This window comes from Streptomyces sp. NPDC005393 (assembly GCF_040606675.1).
GTDB lineage: Bacteria > Actinomycetota > Actinomycetes > Streptomycetales > Streptomycetaceae > Streptomyces.
Genome location: NZ_JBEXFG010000046.1, coordinates 37,177 through 52,611, shown reverse-complemented (window position 1 = coordinate 52,611; position 15,435 = coordinate 37,177). Strand labels below are relative to the sequence as shown.

11 protein-coding genes and 4 pseudogenes are annotated in these 15,435 nt (G+C 69.9%); 7 read left to right on the top strand and 8 right to left on the bottom strand.

Features of this window, described 5'->3' with window-relative positions:
* Positions 1-270: pseudogene (locus ABZS71_RS28840) on the bottom strand (IS607 family transposase); the annotation flags it as partial.
* A gap of 68 nt (positions 271-338) precedes the next feature.
* Positions 339-648, bottom strand: a pseudogene (locus ABZS71_RS28835) (aminoglycoside phosphotransferase family protein); the annotation flags it as partial.
* 192 nt (positions 649-840) lie between these two features.
* Between ABZS71_RS28835 and ABZS71_RS28830 the strand changes: the two are divergent.
* The 3 genes and pseudogenes from ABZS71_RS28830 to ABZS71_RS28820 form a co-directional block, all read left to right on the top strand.
* Entirely contained in the window at positions 841-1,080 is a 240-nt protein-coding gene (locus ABZS71_RS28830) for a DUF5302 domain-containing protein (RefSeq protein ID WP_356214793.1), read from the top strand.
* A gap of 659 nt (positions 1,081-1,739) precedes the next feature.
* Positions 1,740-2,228: a lamin tail domain-containing protein gene (locus ABZS71_RS28825; RefSeq protein WP_355860687.1), complete on the top strand. Its 489-nt coding sequence runs from the start codon at positions 1,740-1,742 to the stop codon at positions 2,226-2,228.
* A gap of 512 nt (positions 2,229-2,740) precedes the next feature.
* A pseudogene (locus ABZS71_RS28820) lies at positions 2,741-2,986 on the top strand (MFS transporter); the annotation flags it as partial.
* A gap of 82 nt (positions 2,987-3,068) precedes the next feature.
* On the opposite strand, the gene ABZS71_RS28815 reads toward ABZS71_RS28820, so the two are convergent.
* A complete protein-coding gene (locus ABZS71_RS28815) occupies positions 3,069-5,627 on the bottom strand; it encodes a polysaccharide lyase family 8 super-sandwich domain-containing protein (RefSeq protein WP_356214791.1) in 2,559 nt (852 codons plus the stop codon).
* Between the two features lie 523 nt (positions 5,628-6,150).
* Entirely contained in the window at positions 6,151-7,074 is a 924-nt protein-coding gene (locus tag ABZS71_RS28810; protein ID WP_356214789.1) for a hypothetical protein, read from the bottom strand.
* A 77-nt stretch (positions 7,075-7,151) separates the two neighbouring features.
* Between ABZS71_RS28810 and ABZS71_RS28805 the strand changes: the two genes are divergently transcribed.
* Together ABZS71_RS28805 and ABZS71_RS28800 are read left to right on the top strand one after the other, a co-directional pair.
* The gene (locus tag ABZS71_RS28805) at positions 7,152-7,829 is read left to right on the top strand and encodes a hypothetical protein (RefSeq protein ID WP_356214787.1); all 678 of its coding nucleotides are present in this window, start codon (positions 7,152-7,154) and stop codon (positions 7,827-7,829) included.
* Between the two features lie 455 nt (positions 7,830-8,284).
* Positions 8,285-8,971, top strand: a complete 687-nt coding sequence (locus ABZS71_RS28800; RefSeq protein WP_356214785.1) for a TetR/AcrR family transcriptional regulator — start codon at positions 8,285-8,287, stop codon at positions 8,969-8,971.
* Between the two features lie 65 nt (positions 8,972-9,036).
* On the opposite strand, the gene ABZS71_RS28795 is transcribed toward ABZS71_RS28800, so the two are convergent.
* The 3 genes from ABZS71_RS28795 to ABZS71_RS28785 form a co-directional block, all read right to left on the bottom strand.
* Positions 9,037-9,474: a hypothetical protein gene (locus ABZS71_RS28795; protein WP_356214783.1), complete on the bottom strand. Its 438-nt coding sequence runs from the start codon at positions 9,472-9,474 to the stop codon at positions 9,037-9,039.
* 137 nt (positions 9,475-9,611) lie between these two features.
* Positions 9,612-11,321 carry an ABC transporter ATP-binding protein gene (locus ABZS71_RS28790; RefSeq protein ID WP_356214781.1) on the bottom strand — a complete coding sequence of 570 codons (1,710 nt, stop codon included), beginning with the start codon at positions 11,319-11,321 and terminating at the stop codon, positions 9,612-9,614.
* Positions 11,318-13,159 (bottom strand): ABC transporter ATP-binding protein, encoded by a 1,842-nt coding sequence (locus ABZS71_RS28785; RefSeq protein ID WP_356214779.1) that lies wholly within the window; start codon positions 13,157-13,159, stop codon positions 11,318-11,320. The genes ABZS71_RS28790 and ABZS71_RS28785 overlap by 4 nt, the downstream gene beginning before the upstream one ends.
* A 221-nt stretch (positions 13,160-13,380) precedes the next feature.
* On the opposite strand from ABZS71_RS28785, the gene ABZS71_RS28780 reads away from it, so the two are divergent.
* On the top strand, positions 13,381-13,869 hold the full coding sequence (locus ABZS71_RS28780; RefSeq protein ID WP_356214777.1) for a radical SAM protein: 489 nt from the start codon (positions 13,381-13,383) through the stop codon (positions 13,867-13,869).
* 128 nt (positions 13,870-13,997) lie between these two features.
* Positions 13,998-14,186: pseudogene (locus ABZS71_RS28775) on the top strand (3-beta hydroxysteroid dehydrogenase); the annotation flags it as partial.
* Positions 14,187-14,414: 228 nt separating this feature from the next.
* Here the strand turns inward: ABZS71_RS28775 and ABZS71_RS28770 are convergent.
* A complete protein-coding gene (locus ABZS71_RS28770; protein ID WP_356214775.1) occupies positions 14,415-14,954 on the bottom strand; it encodes a hypothetical protein in 540 nt (179 codons plus the stop codon).
* Positions 14,955-15,435: the final 481 nt, after the last annotated feature.

The following is a 15,435-nucleotide window of genomic DNA, read 5'->3' as shown; positions in this document are numbered from 1 at the left end:
CTCGGTCACTACCTCCGCAACCGGCAGGCCGAGACCAGTGGCCGTCTGGACAACGCGGGCCACCTGGCGGTCAAGATCCGGCTTCTGGTCCGCCGATGAGACCCGGCAGTACGCCACGACCCGGCCGGACGGCTCCGAAGCGGGCTCATCGACCAGCCAGGTGCCGGATGGCGTCTGGCGCACCGGGACCGGCATGCGGCCCTCTTTCGCCCACGTCCACGCGGTCTGGTAATGCACGCCGTTGCGTACCGCCCACTCGGAAAGCTTCACCAGATCAAGATAGCAGCAGAGGAAGACTGAGGTTCACTGATGAATCACGCATCAGTTGTTAGCCCCTGCGGCGCGGGAACGGACACCTGCCGCGCCTGGAGCTCGGCGAGGATGCCCATCGCGACGTCGTCGTCCTCGCCCGAGGCCGGCGTGCGGGCAGCGTCCAGCCGCTCCATGAGCATGGTGCTGCTCTCGGATCGTGGTCGAGTAACCGCACATCCCCTTGCCGTTCCCGGCGCGCAGCCCGATCAGTGCGGCGGTGGTCTCCTCTCTGGGCATCTGGAGTTTCCGAACCGCGGGGGTGCCGTCTTTGCTCAGCACCGGCGGGACCAGCGAGGCTTCCCCGGATCCGGCCTCGCCGTCCCGTTTCAGTTCCCAGCCGCCTGGGCCACCGGGCAAAAGACCGTCAACGGGGCAGCGATGCCCTTGGGGCAGGGACATACGGTCAGTGTCCTCCTGCTGTGGATGCCCTGACCTTCACCGCGCACATGGCCGCACCACGGAGACCGTCCCTCGCTGTGCTGGGCGTGACAAGCTGTGTCTTCCACCATCCGAATCCAGGAGGTCACCATGACTGCCGAGTCTCAACCGCACGAGGGTTCGGAGCCGGCCGATGCCGAGAGCCCTTCCCTGGCGCCCGGCGATGACGGCCAGTACGACCTGAAGCGCAAGTTCCGGGAGGCTCTGGCGCGCAAGCGCGGCACGCAGACGGACGTCGCCGCAGGCGCCGCGAACACAACGTCGAAGATCCACGGCGCTCACGGCCCGGCTGCGAGTCAGCGATCGTTCCGGCGCAAGAGCGGCGGCTGATTCCGGACTGACGGTCAGGTTGCACTCGGCGTGACTCGGTCCGGCCGTGGTGATTCGGACCGTGTCCTGCCGAGTGAGCCGTGGGGGCGGCCGCCGGTTCCACATGCGTGCGTCTGCGGAAGGACTACGTCCACCGCCCGGAGCACCAGCAATGGCACGACTGCGAGTACGGCAACGCGCACTGGTACTGCTGCGGCAATCCCTCTCGAAGCCCGGGCTGCCGGTGCCCTGTGGTCGCGCCAAGTGGCGGCGAAACAGCTCTACGAGATGATGTGGCCGCTTATCGAGCATCTATCCCATTAGCATGCATTATGCGAAGTCGCTCTCTGAACTGCTGTTACAGACTCGGCCCCGGCGCGACGGGGTGTGCGCCGGTTGGCGCGGGGAGTGCGCGTCGGAGCCGGTAAGGGCTTGTTGTTGCTTGTTCAGCGGGTCGGTGTATCGGTCAGCGAATGGCAGGGTCACGTCGAACGCGGATGCATGCCATACACAGCGGACAGTTACGGAAATATCCGCCTTTGGTAACACGAAGCGGCAGCCCTGGGTGCGGGCGCAGGGGTGCTCCACAGTGATGGTCCTCGGCCCGCTGGGGCCGGGAACCGCACCGCACGGCCGATTCCGGAAAAGGGCGCGGCCTGCATGTCTTGAAGGAGCATCACATGTCTGCTTCTGCCATCACTGCCATCACCCGTCGTATGACGGCCGCCGCGCTCGCCGCCGGCGCCCTGGTCGGCGCCGTCAGCGTTTCTGCCTCAGCCGACGACCACCTGGGCCGTCACCACCACTGGCCCCACCCCTCCGCGGTCGTGATCAGTGACGTGCAGGCCGACAGCCCCGGCTGGGACGACGGCTCCAACCGCTCGCTGAACGCCGAGTGGGTCGAGGTCACCAACACGTCCCGCCGCGGCATCAGCCTGGAAGGCTGGACCCTGCGCAACGCCGACGGCGACCGCTACCGCTTCGGCGACCTGCTCCTGGCAGGCGGCTCCACCGTCCGTATCCATACCGGCTTCGGCCGCGACACCAGCCAGGACGTCTACCAGGACCGCCGCCACTACATCTGGGACAACCGCTCCGACCGCGCCACCCTCCACGACGACGAAGGCAGCCTCATCGACACCACCGCCTGGGGCCGCAGCCACCGCTGACCCAACACGCGAGGGCGAGTAAGTCCGGCCCAAGGCCCGCACCCCCTGGGTGCGGGCCTTCGCCCTGCCGACAAGCTTGGTGGTGCGGTGCTGCTGCCAGCCCCAGTCGCAGCCCATTCGCCTGCCGTCCGTACGCGTAGATCGTCGCGCGCTTCGAACCGCCCGGCCCGGACGGCGGGCTGGAGCTGCTCAGCGCCGTACCGAAGGCGCTCCTCCCCCCGGAGTACCTTCCGGCGCTGAGGGAGGGGCTGCTGGAGGGGCTCGGCGGGGTGGCGGCCGCCGTGCTGCTCACGGAGGGCACCTACCACGAGGTGGACTCCTGCGAGTACGGCTACAAGATCGCCGGCCTCTGCCTGACGCAGAGCCGGCGCGACCGCTCGGCGGCCGCGGTCCTCTTGCCTCCTGATCGGCGCGGACCCGGTGTCTACCCCGGTCCTGCGCGAGAGGACAGCTCTTGGCGCACTCCGCGACGTTGGCTCGGGTGCGCTACCAGGCGGCAGAAAGGCACGGCCGTGGTATCCGCGGTCCCCACCACCCCTCCCGTCAAGCGCCCCGGTTACGGGCAGCTGCTGCGCACACCCGGCGCATGGACGTTCCTGCTGCCTGGCTTCGCCGCCCGGCAGCCATGCGCGATGCTGACAATCAGCATCGTGCTCCTGCTCCGCCACACCACCGGCTCATTCGGCACCGCCGGTGCGGTCGCGGCCGTCACCGGCGTCTCCCTGGCGCTGTTCGCCCTGCAGAGCGGCAAACTCGCACCGTCGGCACGACAGCCCCGCGCCGCCATCCGCTGCGGCTGTCCGTTCGCGCCGACCTCGGTCACTCCCCGTTGGCCGCGTCTCACCGCAGCGTCGCCGTGAAGCTCCGGCCGTGAGCATGATGCGTGGTGACGTGGATACGGGTGCCACCAGGCGCCCGGCTGACCCGGACACCGTCGTCCGCCGACAGCGCCCTCATCGTGCGGCCGTGGACGACGATCGAGACCCTGTCCCGCTTCATGGTGGGGTCGCAGACCGCGATCGACACGGTGCCGTCGTGCGCCTCACGGAGAATCACCGATGCCGGGCCTTCGAGCGAGAGCCGCCCGGCACGGTGCCTGCCGGGGGCGAAGACATTGACGGCGACGATGCCCAACCCCGTGTGGGTCACGGCTTGCACTCGGGTGGTGTTGACCAGGATGGACACCGGCCCGTGGGCGTACGCCTTCAGCTGTCGTGCTGTGGCGTTCGGGACCAGGGCGTAGGCCATGGAGGTGCGCGGGGCGGCGGCCGGCTGCTCGACGGAGAGGGAAAACACCTTCTTGGCCACCATGGTGTCGGGGTTGGCGGCACGGATGACGCGGCGGCTGCGGGTGACCGTGTCGAGCGCGACGGTTGCCCGTTGGTGGTCCAGGAGGACGTACCCGACCGAGGTCGACCGGGTGGCATTGCGGTGGAGCAGCCACGCCAAAGGGGCCGTGCCGGTCCCCGACCAGGCCGCGCCGCTGTGGAGCTCCCCCGTCAGGGCGATGGCGTCCGACGGGTCGGCGATCCGGCTGTCGATCGTCGTCGTCACCGCGCGGCCCGCTGAGTCGCCCACCCCCGCGGCGAGGACGACGATCTCGTCGTCGAGCATGAACCACGACTTGGTGGCCTCGGCGTTGCGGTAGACGACGAAGTCCTCGGGGAGGGTGCCGTCCTGCTTGGCTGCGTACGCCACGTCGTCGGCCTGGACCAGCCCGACCGCGCCGTACGCGCCGAGGCCGGCGCCGCCGGAGAACGTGTTGGTGCCGCGGGGGAAGTAGACATAGGTGTTCTGTGACTCGGAGGACGAGGTGAACCCGCGCTCCGGGTTGTCGTACCACGCGGTGCCGTAGAGCTCGGGGACCGTACGGCGGGTCTCCACCGGGGCGGTGACGCCGGCGAGGCGGTAGGGCGAGACCGTGGTGAAGTAGTCGACGCCGAAGGCCTGGGTCTGGTCCTCGCCGGAGAGGTAGAGGTAGTGAGCACCGTCGCCCTGGAACCACGGCATGAGATTCTCGCCGCTCATGTACTCGTACTTGCTGATCCTCGTCGAGCTCCGGGCCAGGGCGAAGGCGTAGCAGGGGCGCCGGTGGACCGTCTTGTCCATCGCGTTGAAGGCGACGTTGCGCTCGGCGGGATTGAGGTCCTTCGCCGGGGCCGAGGAGTCGGTGAGGATGTCGGCGTAGTGGACGATGCTCACCGGTGAGACGAACCTCGTCGGATCGAGGGCGGCCCGCGAGGTCTGCCGCACGGACTTCACATAGCCCTTGAGGGCCGTGGCGTCGGAACCCCGCGCGTATCGGGAAAGGTCGACGACTGCCTCGACCACCTCGGCGACATCGGCGTAGCCCGTCGAGGTCCGGGACACCCCACGCCCCTTGACGATCTCCATCATCCAGCCCTCGAAGACCAGCGGGGCGAAGCCGTTGACGATCCAGCCCTGCACGACGCCGACGAAATCGTCGCCCTGTACATAGCTCGTGCCCTCGAGCGTTTTGATGGTCTGGACGACGCGGGTGAGCAGGCCCTTGCCGTACGAGCCGGTGTAGGCCACGGAGGCGTGCTGGATGAAGGAACCGTCGTCGTAGAAACCGTCGGTGACGCCGTGCCGGAGGTGGTAGGGGTCGACCGTCGCGAGGACCGTCAGCTGGTCGGCGACCGCCTTGCTGATGCGGGTGTCGTCGGCGAGGACGGCACCTTGGAGAATCCGGTTCGTGGTGATGTCGGCGAGGTTGGCGCCGGTGTGGAAACGCGAGTCGAGATCGACGTCCCCGGCCTTGCCGTTGCGCAGATAGGCGTCCATCGAGGCGATGTAGGTGGCGGCGAGGTCGGGCCTGTACTCCGCGAGCTCGTCCTTGAGCAGGACGAGGATCTTGCTCACCTGGGACGAGATGCCGATTTCCCAGGTGAACCAGTTGCCGTAGTAGCCCTTTGACAGGTCGCCGTAGTAGTGGTCGTGCAGCCGGACCAGACCGTCGACGACCCGTCTTTGGACGGTCGCGTTGTCGCGGAGCTCGGACGCCGTGTCTCCGGGAGTCCGGGTGGCGAGGGCGACCTCATAGAGGTACTGGAACGATGTCGCCAGGTTCGGGTCGCTCGTGCCCAGTGTGACGCCCTGGAAGAGCTCACCCTCCCCGGCGTTGTCCATCGCGGTGAGCCGGGCCCTGGCGGTCGCGTCGATGGCCGCGAGCTTGGGGACCGCCTCGGGGCGGGCGTTGGAGTCGGCAGTGCCGGCGAAGTTCGCGACGGTGTTCCTGATCAGCACGGCATGGTCCGCGGCCGCCTCGGCGGTCACCGCGTCCTGTCGGCTCGCCGCCCGTGCGCGCAGCGGCTGCGCCACCGCCAGCAGGGTCGCTGCCGGGACCGTCGACAACAGGGCACGACGCGAGATCGGCACGGGGACGCTCCAAAGCTCGAAGGTTCGAACGGAAAGCGCTTACGGCATTCAATCAACCCCGACCTCCCGTGTCACTAGGAGACGTCGCATCGGCGCTCGCGGGTCCGCGACCCGACAGAGTCCAAGGGGTCCTGGTCGGCGTCGCGACAGCTCCGCGACGCGCGGTCTTCCTGTCGGGCGGCGATCCCGGTGATGCGGCGGGCGGGCCGAGTGATCGCCGCCGGGGCTCTCGTCATGCTTTGAGACGGTTCGCCAGTGTGTATGTGACCCGCACGTCGCGATAGTCCACTCCCTGGGACACCGGGTCGGCAAGGTTGGTGCGGCTGCTGCTCGTCTCCGACTTTCTGCCGGGGGTGCCGCTCAACCGGACGTCCGAGTGCGGTGGTGCGCGAAAGCGAAGGTGAGCGGCCTCCACGGTGAGGGTGATCTCGATGTCCGCGGAGCCGAGGTCCGGGTCCGGCGGCCGGGACGGCGGGTCGCCCACCTCACCGGACAGCCGGCCGGGGGAGGCCGACGCTGACGTTCACGGCGGGTGACCCTCGGACCTGCCCTCCGGCTCCCGCTTGCGCAGCGGGCGACGCGGTGCCGCGTCGCCACTGGCTCGGTCGGCCTTCTCCCGGCGCTCTCGGGTCCGCTTGGCCGCGCCGGTTCCGCCCGCTGTCCCCCGCCCACGCTTGGCGGCGCTCCCGGCGGACTCCCCGGCACCCCCGACCGCCTTCCTGGCCCCCTTCCTCGCCACCTGTCCGGCGCCTTCCCCGACGCCCTCGACCGCCCGCCCAGCACCCTCCCCGACATCCTCGACCGCCCGCCCAGCACCCTCCCCAACGCCCTCGACCGCCCGCCCAGCACCCTCCCCAACGCCCTCGACCGCTCGCCCAGCACCCTCCCCAACGCCCTCGACCGCCCGCCCAGCACCCTCCCCAACGCCCTCGACCGCCCGCCCAGCACCCTCCCCGACATCCTCGACAGCCCGCCCTGCACCCTCCCCGACATCCTCGACCGCTGCCCCCGCACCGCGACCGAGTTCGCCGACGGCACGTCCCGCGCCGCTTCCCAGCTCTTCCGCCGCGGCCCCGAGGCCGGACGTGATCTGCTCCAGGATCTGCGGATTGCGGTCGATCGTCGTCAGCACCCTGCCGATGATCTCCGCCACGTTGTCGAGCCGGACCTTCAGCAGCGCCTGAGCTTCCACGCCCTTGATGTCCAGGTGGACACCGCCCAGCGACACATCCGCTCCCACGCTGAGTTTCAGCAGGTCGAGCACGTCCGCCCGCAACGACACGCGTGCCCGTAGATCCTCGACATCCAGAGCGATCTCGTCGACCTTGAGCTGCGGTACGTCGAGAAGGACGTCCGGCTCAGCGGATGACTGATCCACCAGCTCGTCGCTGTCGTCGTGGTCGTACGCCTCATCCAGCTCCTGGGTGCTCTCGGCGTCGTCGTCCATGCTGCCCCCTGAGTGCTGATGAAATCTCCTTATGCCCCGCTTTTACCGTATAGCGAGATATCGGTGATTGCTTTGTCGTGGGCAGGGCCGTTCGCCCGTGGGTCTCCACCGGCAGGCTCCAGTACTCGGCCAAGCAGGTCGTCGGCGAGCGCTACTGCCTGACCTCCCACGCCGCCGGCTTCATCGACGCGCTGTACTCGCGCGGCCTGGCCACCACCCTGGAGCTCGTCAACGCGCTGGGCTGGCGGCTCATCGCCGCCTCTCGCGACGGCGACTGGTCCATGGAGCGGTTCTCCCACGTGGAGGCCCTGCAGCAGGGGCTGTTCGACTTCCATGACGACCTCGTCTACAGCTCGTTCGTCGGCTTCGGCCACTACGACCTGTGGAATGCCGTGAACCGGACCTGGATGCTCGGCACGATGAGCGGCAACATGATGGTCGAGGACGCCTACTACCGTTACAGCGAGACCGGCGACCCCCAGGTGTTCCTGGAGGCCGAACGCTCCGGTCACCCCGGATCCCCGCTCCCCATCAGCGAGAGTTTCGTCCGCCTGGGCACGATGACCCGTGAGCTGTGCGAGTCCGTCGAGCAGGGGACCGTCGCGCCGGCCGACGCCGCCGCGCGCCGTGGTCACCGGTCTGCGCTCGCCCATGCCCCTGCTCTACGGCATGCGCCGGTACGGGTCCTGGGCGGAGGACGCGGAGAACGGCTTCCTGTCCTACGACTTCATCTCGTGACGACCGCCCCCCCGTGAAGAAGAGAGGGGCAGGAGAGCATGGACATATCCGAGGTCGCCGCGTATCCGATGCCCGGCGCGGAACAGCCCGTCGGAAACAGGGTCGACTGGACCCCTGACGCGGAACGAGCGGACGTGGTCGGGCCGGTGGGGGTGGCCGCCTCGGTCTCCGTGCACGACGTCACCAGGTGCCGTGTACCGTCCGGTGTCCATGCGACAGCCGCTACGCTGCCGCCCAAGGGCACCGCTGACCGGATCATCCGTCACCTGCCGCAGACGATGCTACGGACGACGGAGGTCCTGACCGGCAGGACGGGCATGATGACATCGGCGTCGTCGGCTGCTCGACGCCCCGGGTGAGGATCGCCGACGTGCGGCGGGGAGCACCGGGCGACCGCGTACGCAGGCCGGTCCGCCCCGCCCTGCACACCACGCACCTCTCAGCACATGGCCACAGCAACAGGAAGACAGGGATGACGCCTCGAACCCGACGCACCGGCAGAACCGGCCGTCCACCTCGCCTGTCCCAGGAGGCCATCCTCACGGCAGCCGAGCGAATCCTGGACGAGGACGGACCGGAGCAGCTGTCGATGCGGCGGCTGGCCCAGGAGCTGTCCAGCACGGCCATGGCGCTCTACCACCACGTGCGCGACAAGGACGAGCTCCTGCTGCTCCTGCTGGAGCGCCACGCCCAGCAGTTCCCGCGCCCCGAGCTGCCCGCCGAGCCGCGCGAGCGCCTGATCGCCGCGAGCCAGGTGCTGCACGACATGCTCTCCGAATGCCCGTGGATCGTCGAGGTCCTCGCTTCCGACGACCTGATGGCCGTCTCCGCCCTGTGGATCGTCGAGAACATGATCGACGCCGCGATCGAGTGCGGACTCAGCCCCGAGGAGGCCGTCTACGCCTACCGCGTCATCTGGTACTACACCGCCGGTGAACTGACCATCCGGGTCAACCGCGAGCGGCATCACGCGGGGCTCGAGCGACCGCCGCACCGGGACAAGGCGTTCGCCGCCCTGACCCCGGAGAACTTCCCCCGGCTCGCCTCCCTCGCCGGGCAGTGGGACGAGATCACCACCCGGGACACCCACCGTCAGGGCCTGGTGGCCATCGTCGACGGCCTGCTCTCCCGGACCGGGACACCTCGGGAGGCGGCGTGACGGCGGGCCCGGATCACCGGCATGCCTGTCCATGGTGGTGATCCGGGCCCGCGGCCGGCGGTCGCTCAGGCGCCCAGCTCTGCCCTGAGAGCCTGCTTGTCGATCTTGCCGACGCCGGTCAGCGGCATCTGCTCCAGCACCACCAGCTGGTCCGGCACCTTGCATGCGGCGACCCCCCTGCCCCGGAGCGCCGTCTGCACCTCGCGCAGGGTCGGCGGTCGGCCCGCGTCGATGGGCACGACGACCGCGCAGGTCCGCTCCCCCATGACCGGGTCGGGCAGCGCGATGACCGCGGCCGCGACGACCGGGGCGGGGAGAGCAGATGTTCCTCCACCTCCTGCGCCGGGACCTTCTCGCCACCGCGGTTGACCTTGACCGCCCGCGGCCCGTTCGAGCGCCCGCATCCACCGCGCCGCGTCCGGCAGCGAGGACAGGGAGGCGGGCTCCGCGGCGTCGGCGGTCGTCCGTGGGGCCCAGCTCGATTCCCAGCAGTGCCGCGACATCGTCGCGGAGGTCTGCCGGCTGCCATCCGGCGGTCTCCCCGCCGACACGGCCGTCAGGCCCCGTCGCCGCGCTCTTGCGTGACATCCCTACCCCCGTGTGTCGGTGTGTGACGGGCGAGCGATCCGCCATGGTGCCTTCACGCCGCCGCGTGCGCGGCGATCCTCCAGAACTCGGCGTAGCGGCCGCCCCGGCGCATGAGTTCCTCGTGGGTGCCCTGCTCGACGATCGCGCCGCCCTCGAGGAAGACGATCAGATCGGCATGCTCGACGGTGCGGAGCCGGTGGGCGACCATGATGACCGTACGGCCCACCATGAGCCGGTCCAGGCCCGCCTGGACGGCTGCCTCGCTCTCCGGGTCGAGTGCCGAGGTGGCCTCGTCGAGGAGGAGCACAGGGGCGTCCTTGAGCAGGGCGCGCGCGATCGAGACCCGCTGGCGCTCGCCACCGGACAGGGCGGTGCCGCCCTCGCCGACCTGGGTGTCCCAGCCCGCGGGCAGCCGGTCCACCACCTCGTCCAGGCACGCCGCGGCGGCCGCCGCACGCACCTCCTCCGGCGTGGCGTCGGGCCGGCCGATCCGGACGTTGTCCTCGATGGTGCCCTCGAAGAGGTAGACGTCCTGGAAGACCATGGACAGCCGGGCCATCAGGTGTTCGCCGTCGATGTCCCGTACGTCCACGCCGCCCAGGCGCACGACGCCCTCGTCGACGTCGTGGAAGCGGGCGACGAGCTGGAGCAGAGTGCTCTTGCCCGCGCCCGAGGAACCGACGACGGCGAGCCGCTTGCCTTCCGGGATCTCCAGGGAGAGCCGGTCGAGCACCCGGCGTTCACCGCGCCGGAAGGTGACCGACTCGAGCTGAACGCCGTCGTGCGCCGGAGCGGCCGGCCGCTCGGCACGGGGCAGCGGGGGCTCGGTCAGGACCGCGTCGATGCGTTCCAGTTCCCCGCGGGACACCCGCATGATGCCGCCCAGGTCGGCGAGGGACAGCAGCGGCTCCACGCAGCGAGCCGTCAGGACCATGATCGCCAGCAGCTCCGCGGCCCCGAGATCACCGTCCAGCGCGAGATGGACGCCGAGCGCCAGGACGATGGTGAAGACGGCCTGGACCGAGAAGGTGAGGCCGAGCATGCCGGGGACGCCGCTCAGCGCCGCGCGCCTGCTGCTGCGCCACTGCTCGCGCAGTGCGTCGTCCAGCAGCTCGAAGCGCTCGCCCGTCCTCCCGCCGGCCCGCAGCACCGGCTGGGCACGGACGTACTCCACGACCCGGCCCGCGGCCTCGTCGCTGTGCCGGGCACGCTCCGCGTCCTGGCGCGCGGTGGCCTTCGACGTCCAGCGCTGCACACCGGCGATCAACGGTGCCGCGACGAGTCCGGCGAGCGCGAGCCGCCAGTCGAAGACGAACAGCACCGCGACCACGGAGACGGGGATCAGGGTGGCGTTGATCAAGGGACGCAGTCGATGGGCCGGTACCGACATCACCCCCATCACGCTGCGGCTGGTGAGCCCGGAGACTTCACCGACCCGGCCGGGGGTGAACCAGCCCAGGGGCAGTCCGGCGAGGTGGTCCCCGAGCCGGTGGTGCAGGCCGCGGGACAGCTCGCCGCCCGTACGGAACCCCGACACGTCACTGAGGTAGCCGAGCACCGAGGTGGCGAGTACGGCTGCGGCGAAGGCACCCAGCCACGGCCAGGCTGCCTCCGGCTCGCCGTCCAGCAGGGGGCGCAGCAGCGGGATGAGCAGCGCGTAGGACAGGCCCTCCAGCACGGCACAGGCCGACATCAGCGCGAGGGTACGGCGCAGCGGGCCCGAGTGCCGCTCCCCCAGGACACGCAGCAGCAGGCTGATCATCGGCGGACCTCCCCCGTCTGCCGCCCACGCGCGTGCTGCGCGCGCCACATGGCGGCGAACTTCCCGTTCTTGTCCAGCAGTTCGCGGTAAGCACCGCTCTCCACGATGCGTCCGTCCTCCATGACGACGATCCGGTCCGCGCGGGTGACGGTCTCCAGCCGGTGGGCGATCACCAGCAGTGTGCGACCCCGCACGAGGGTCTCCAGCGCCGCGCGGATCTCGGCCTCGGTCTTGGCGTCGGCGAAGGACATCGCCTCGTCCAGGACGAGCACGGGGGCATCGACAAGCAGGGCACGGGCGATGGAGAGACGCTGCGCCTCACCACCGGAAAGCCCCACGTCCTCGCCGATCACGGAGTCGTATCCGCGGGGCATCGCCTCGATGCGCTCGGCGAGGCCGACGGCGCTGGCGGCCCGCTCGACAGCCTCGCGGCCGGCGTCCGGCACGGCCAGGGCGATGTTGTCGGCGATGCTGGCGCGCAGCAGCCGTACATCCTGGAAGACGAAGGAGACGCTGCGGTACAGCCGCTGGGTCGGGATGTCCCGGACATCCGCGCCGCCGATCAGCACGGAGCCGCTGGTCGGGTCGGAGAACCGCGGCACGAGTTGTGCCAGGGTGGACTTCCCGGCACCCGAAGGGCCGACGAGCGCCGTGGTGGTGCCCGGTTCGAGCGTCAGATCCACTCCCCGCAGCACCGGGTGTCCGGGGTCGTAGGAGAAACCGACGCCGCGGAACTCCACGCGGTCGTTGCCCGGTTCGGCCGGCAGGTCCGACTCGGGCAACGGCGGCACGGTCAGCATCGCCCGGATGCGCTCGGCGGACCGCTCGGCGACGTGGACGTTGTCCATGCCGTGCCCCAGCGCGGCGATGGGGGCGGTCAGTGCGACCGCGAGCAGCGGGAACGGCAGCAGGTCGACGGGCGGCATGGCGTCGGCCGCGATCAGTGCGGTACCGCCGGTGAAGACCAGCAGCAGCACGAACGGCGGGGACAGGACGAGGGCGGCGAGCGAGGCGAGACCGGCTGCGCCGGCCACGTAGGTCAGGAAGAAGTCGGCGAACTCGTCCGCCGACTTGCGGTAGCGCTGGTGCGCCCGCCCGCCGCCACCGAAGGTCTTGACGACCGAGATGCCCTCGACGAACTCCACGGACGCGGCACCGATGCGCCCCATGGCCTCGCCCATCCTCCGGCCCTCGCGCTGCCGTTCCTCGGTCATCAGCAGGCGGTGCAGCAGGAGGCCGAGGAGCACCGGGATCAGCGCGACGAGCGTCAGCCGCCAGTCCACCCAGGCCAGATACCCGAGCGAGGCGAGCGGAACGACGACCGCGGACGTCGCCTCCACCGGCGCGTGGGCGATCAGGTGGTGCAACTGGTCGACATCCCCCTGCACCACGCCGTTGATCTCGCCCGAGCTGCGGCGGGAGTACCAGCCGAGCGGCACCCTGCCGAGCCGCTGGGCGAGCAGCCGCCGGAGCGAGAACTGAAGCCGGCCGTCGACGAGATGCGCGATCCCGCCGGACACCGCGGCGAGCACGATGCGGGTGAACAGGCCGGCGACGCCGATCCATACGGCCACCCAGGCGGCACCGCGGTCGACCGGGCCGGGCGCGAGCAGGACCCGGCCGAGCTCCACCACTCCGATCAGCGGTGCGAGCCCCGCGAGGGAGCTGACGACCTGAAGGACGAATACGGCGACGATGCTTGTGCGGTAGGGGCGGAGTAACCGCAGAAGCACGTGCCTGGGTGTCGCGGCCGCACCGGCCGGATCGCTCTCCGGGCCGCCGTCGCCGGCCACCTCCCGGCGGCCGGCACGGCTGTTCAGGCCCTCTGCCGTGGCCATGGGGTTCCCACCTCTCAGGCGCGACCGACCGGCCTGGGCGCGGCAGCGCGAACCTCGGCCGGACGGCAGGATCTGTGAATACCAAGACATAACTTTACACGTATAAGAACTCCGTCCGCAACCTCCGGCGACCCCCCGCGATCGGTTGCCATGCCCACTTCCGGGCGCCTCAATCCCCTCTCCCACACAGGCCTTGTGAGCTGAGCTCCGTACCCAATCTGGTGTGGCGCGACGAGGACAATATCCGCATCAACCCGACCGAGTACGTCGACATCGAGGATTTTCCGTCGCCGACCGTACCTGGCAATGCGCCTACCGTTCCGGACGAGTCGATGAGGGGCTGCCCGTTCGACTGCAAATTCTGCTCCTTCCCGGCCGCGTCACCGAAATGGCGTTACAAATCGGCGGAGAAGATACGCGACGACTGGATCGCCTATGCCGAGCGGAACGGCTGCGACGTCATATCGGCGATGGACTCGACATTCACCATTCCGCCGACCCGGCTGCGCCGGCTGCTGGAGATCCTCCCGGATTCGGGCGTGCCGCGGTGGGAGGGCTTCAGCCGTGCCAACACCATCAACTCGGTGCAGTTGGTGGCAGGTCTCGAGGCCTCGCACTGCTTCCAGTTGCACATCGGATTCGAAGACCCGCGGCGGCCACGGCACGCTGCGGACGGTCGGCCAGTTCGTAGGCGGGTCCGGCGCAGTTGAGGACCACGTCGCAGCCGCGGCTGAACCGATCGAGGCTGTCGTCGTCCATGACATCGACGGCCATCGCCTCGGCCGGCCCGCCGAGGGCCGACGCACACCGCGCCGCCGCCTCCGTGTCCCGTCCACCGATCACGGCCGCCGGAGCCGGAGTGCACCGCGGTACCCTCGACGACCTCGACGGCCTGCGCGACGGCGCCGCCGCAGCGGACGGCGTCATCCATCTCGCCTACGTGCACGACTTCTCGGACATCGCGGCCGCGGGCGTGATCGACCTGTGCGCCGTCGAGGCGATCGGTGCCGCCCTTGACCTCACCGGAGTGAACGCCATGGTCTGACGGACGCCCCGGTCGCACGCCGGTCACCGTGTCCTCCAGGACACTGCGGCACGAAGCCGGCGCTCCCAGGCCGACGCTCTCTACAACGGGCGCCGACCGCACCGGGCCCTCGCGCAAGGCCGACTCGACTCTGCTCGGCGGAGTCGTCCACGGATACCGACATGCCGCTTGACCTGGACGGATGAGGATTTCGGCACCCACACCGACGTCCTACGAAGGGTTGACCCGGTTGGTGCACGTGAACGGCTCGTCGATCCAGTAGGTGTCGTGCTGCTCGTCGTAGACGATCGGGTACTTGGTGGTCGGATCGCAGAGCTTGTCGATCTGGGCCTGGTCCGCAGAACTGATGGTGAACCAGTATTTGTTGGTGTACGGGCGGACCTTCTGGCACTTGTAGAAGAACCCCTTCATGCCACGACCGAACACGTCGCTGCGGAAGTCGGCTGCCAGCTTCTTGTTGAGGTTGATGTTGTCGCAGTCTGCCTTCATGCCCTCGACGCTGGTGGTCTCGGCCGCCTCGGTCGTATATCCCTTGGCCGTGTGGGTGCCCATCGCCGTCCAGGTGTGCGCAGGCAGGGCGATCTGCTCGGCGACCTCGGCAAGCAACGGGCTGCCGGGTGCGGCCGCCTCGGTCTGTGTCGTGGCGCTGGTGTCCGCGAAGCATCCGGCGACGGCGATACCGATACCCAGAGTCGCCAGCAGAAGGGGTGCGATCCGGATCCCCTTTCGGGCCAGGGACGAGGACGTCACATTGCGCTCCATTCCGGGCAGGTCCGGCGGGCCGACTGCCGCCTGGGGGCCTGGGGGCCTGGTCGCACGCTAGCCGCTCGGGCGAGTGGCCGGTGGGACCGGCGGCCGGTCGAGGTTCATCTCCACCACGATCGAACCCGGACAGGCGAAACGTGTACACAGTCATATTTTGGGTGCCGGAACCTGTGGGTGCCGGAGAACCGCGTCGCTGGGTCGTGGCGATACGTCTGCGCCGTTTGACTGGCACCGTCGTGCTCGGCGTCGACCCCACCGTCAGGCCCTGACCGACTCCCGCGGGTGGTGGCCAGGCGGCCGACGCAGTCTCGGCCACCACCGGGCCCCGGGCCCGCTCGGGGGCGGCAGGGCGGACACGGGTGCCGCGCGCTCGGAGCGCGCGATGGAGGACTGGATCAATGATGAGACACCGGGCCATCATGACGCAGTCATGACCACCACACCTCGGGACGGTGTCCGTGAACGG

What these genes read in the sequence shown, in the direction of transcription:
- ABZS71_RS28830 (WP_356214793.1), top strand. Translation starts at nt 841, where the DNA reads ATGACTGCCGAGTCTCAACCGCACGAGGGTTCGGAGCCGGCCGATGCC.
- ABZS71_RS28825 (WP_355860687.1), top strand. Translation starts at nt 1,740, where the DNA reads ATGTCTGCTTCTGCCATCACTGCCATCACCCGTCGTATGACGGCCGCC.
- ABZS71_RS28810 (WP_356214789.1), bottom strand. Translation starts at nt 7,074, where the DNA reads ATGGACGACGACGCCGAGAGCACCCAGGAGCTGGATGAGGCGTACGAC.
- ABZS71_RS28800 (WP_356214785.1), top strand. Translation starts at nt 8,285, where the DNA reads ATGACGCCTCGAACCCGACGCACCGGCAGAACCGGCCGTCCACCTCGC.
- ABZS71_RS28795 (WP_356214783.1), bottom strand. Translation starts at nt 9,474, where the DNA reads ATGTCGCGGCACTGCTGGGAATCGAGCTGGGCCCCACGGACGACCGCC.
- ABZS71_RS28790 (WP_356214781.1), bottom strand. Translation starts at nt 11,321, where the DNA reads ATGATCAGCCTGCTGCTGCGTGTCCTGGGGGAGCGGCACTCGGGCCCG.
- ABZS71_RS28785 (WP_356214779.1), bottom strand. Translation starts at nt 13,159, where the DNA reads ATGGCCACGGCAGAGGGCCTGAACAGCCGTGCCGGCCGCCGGGAGGTG.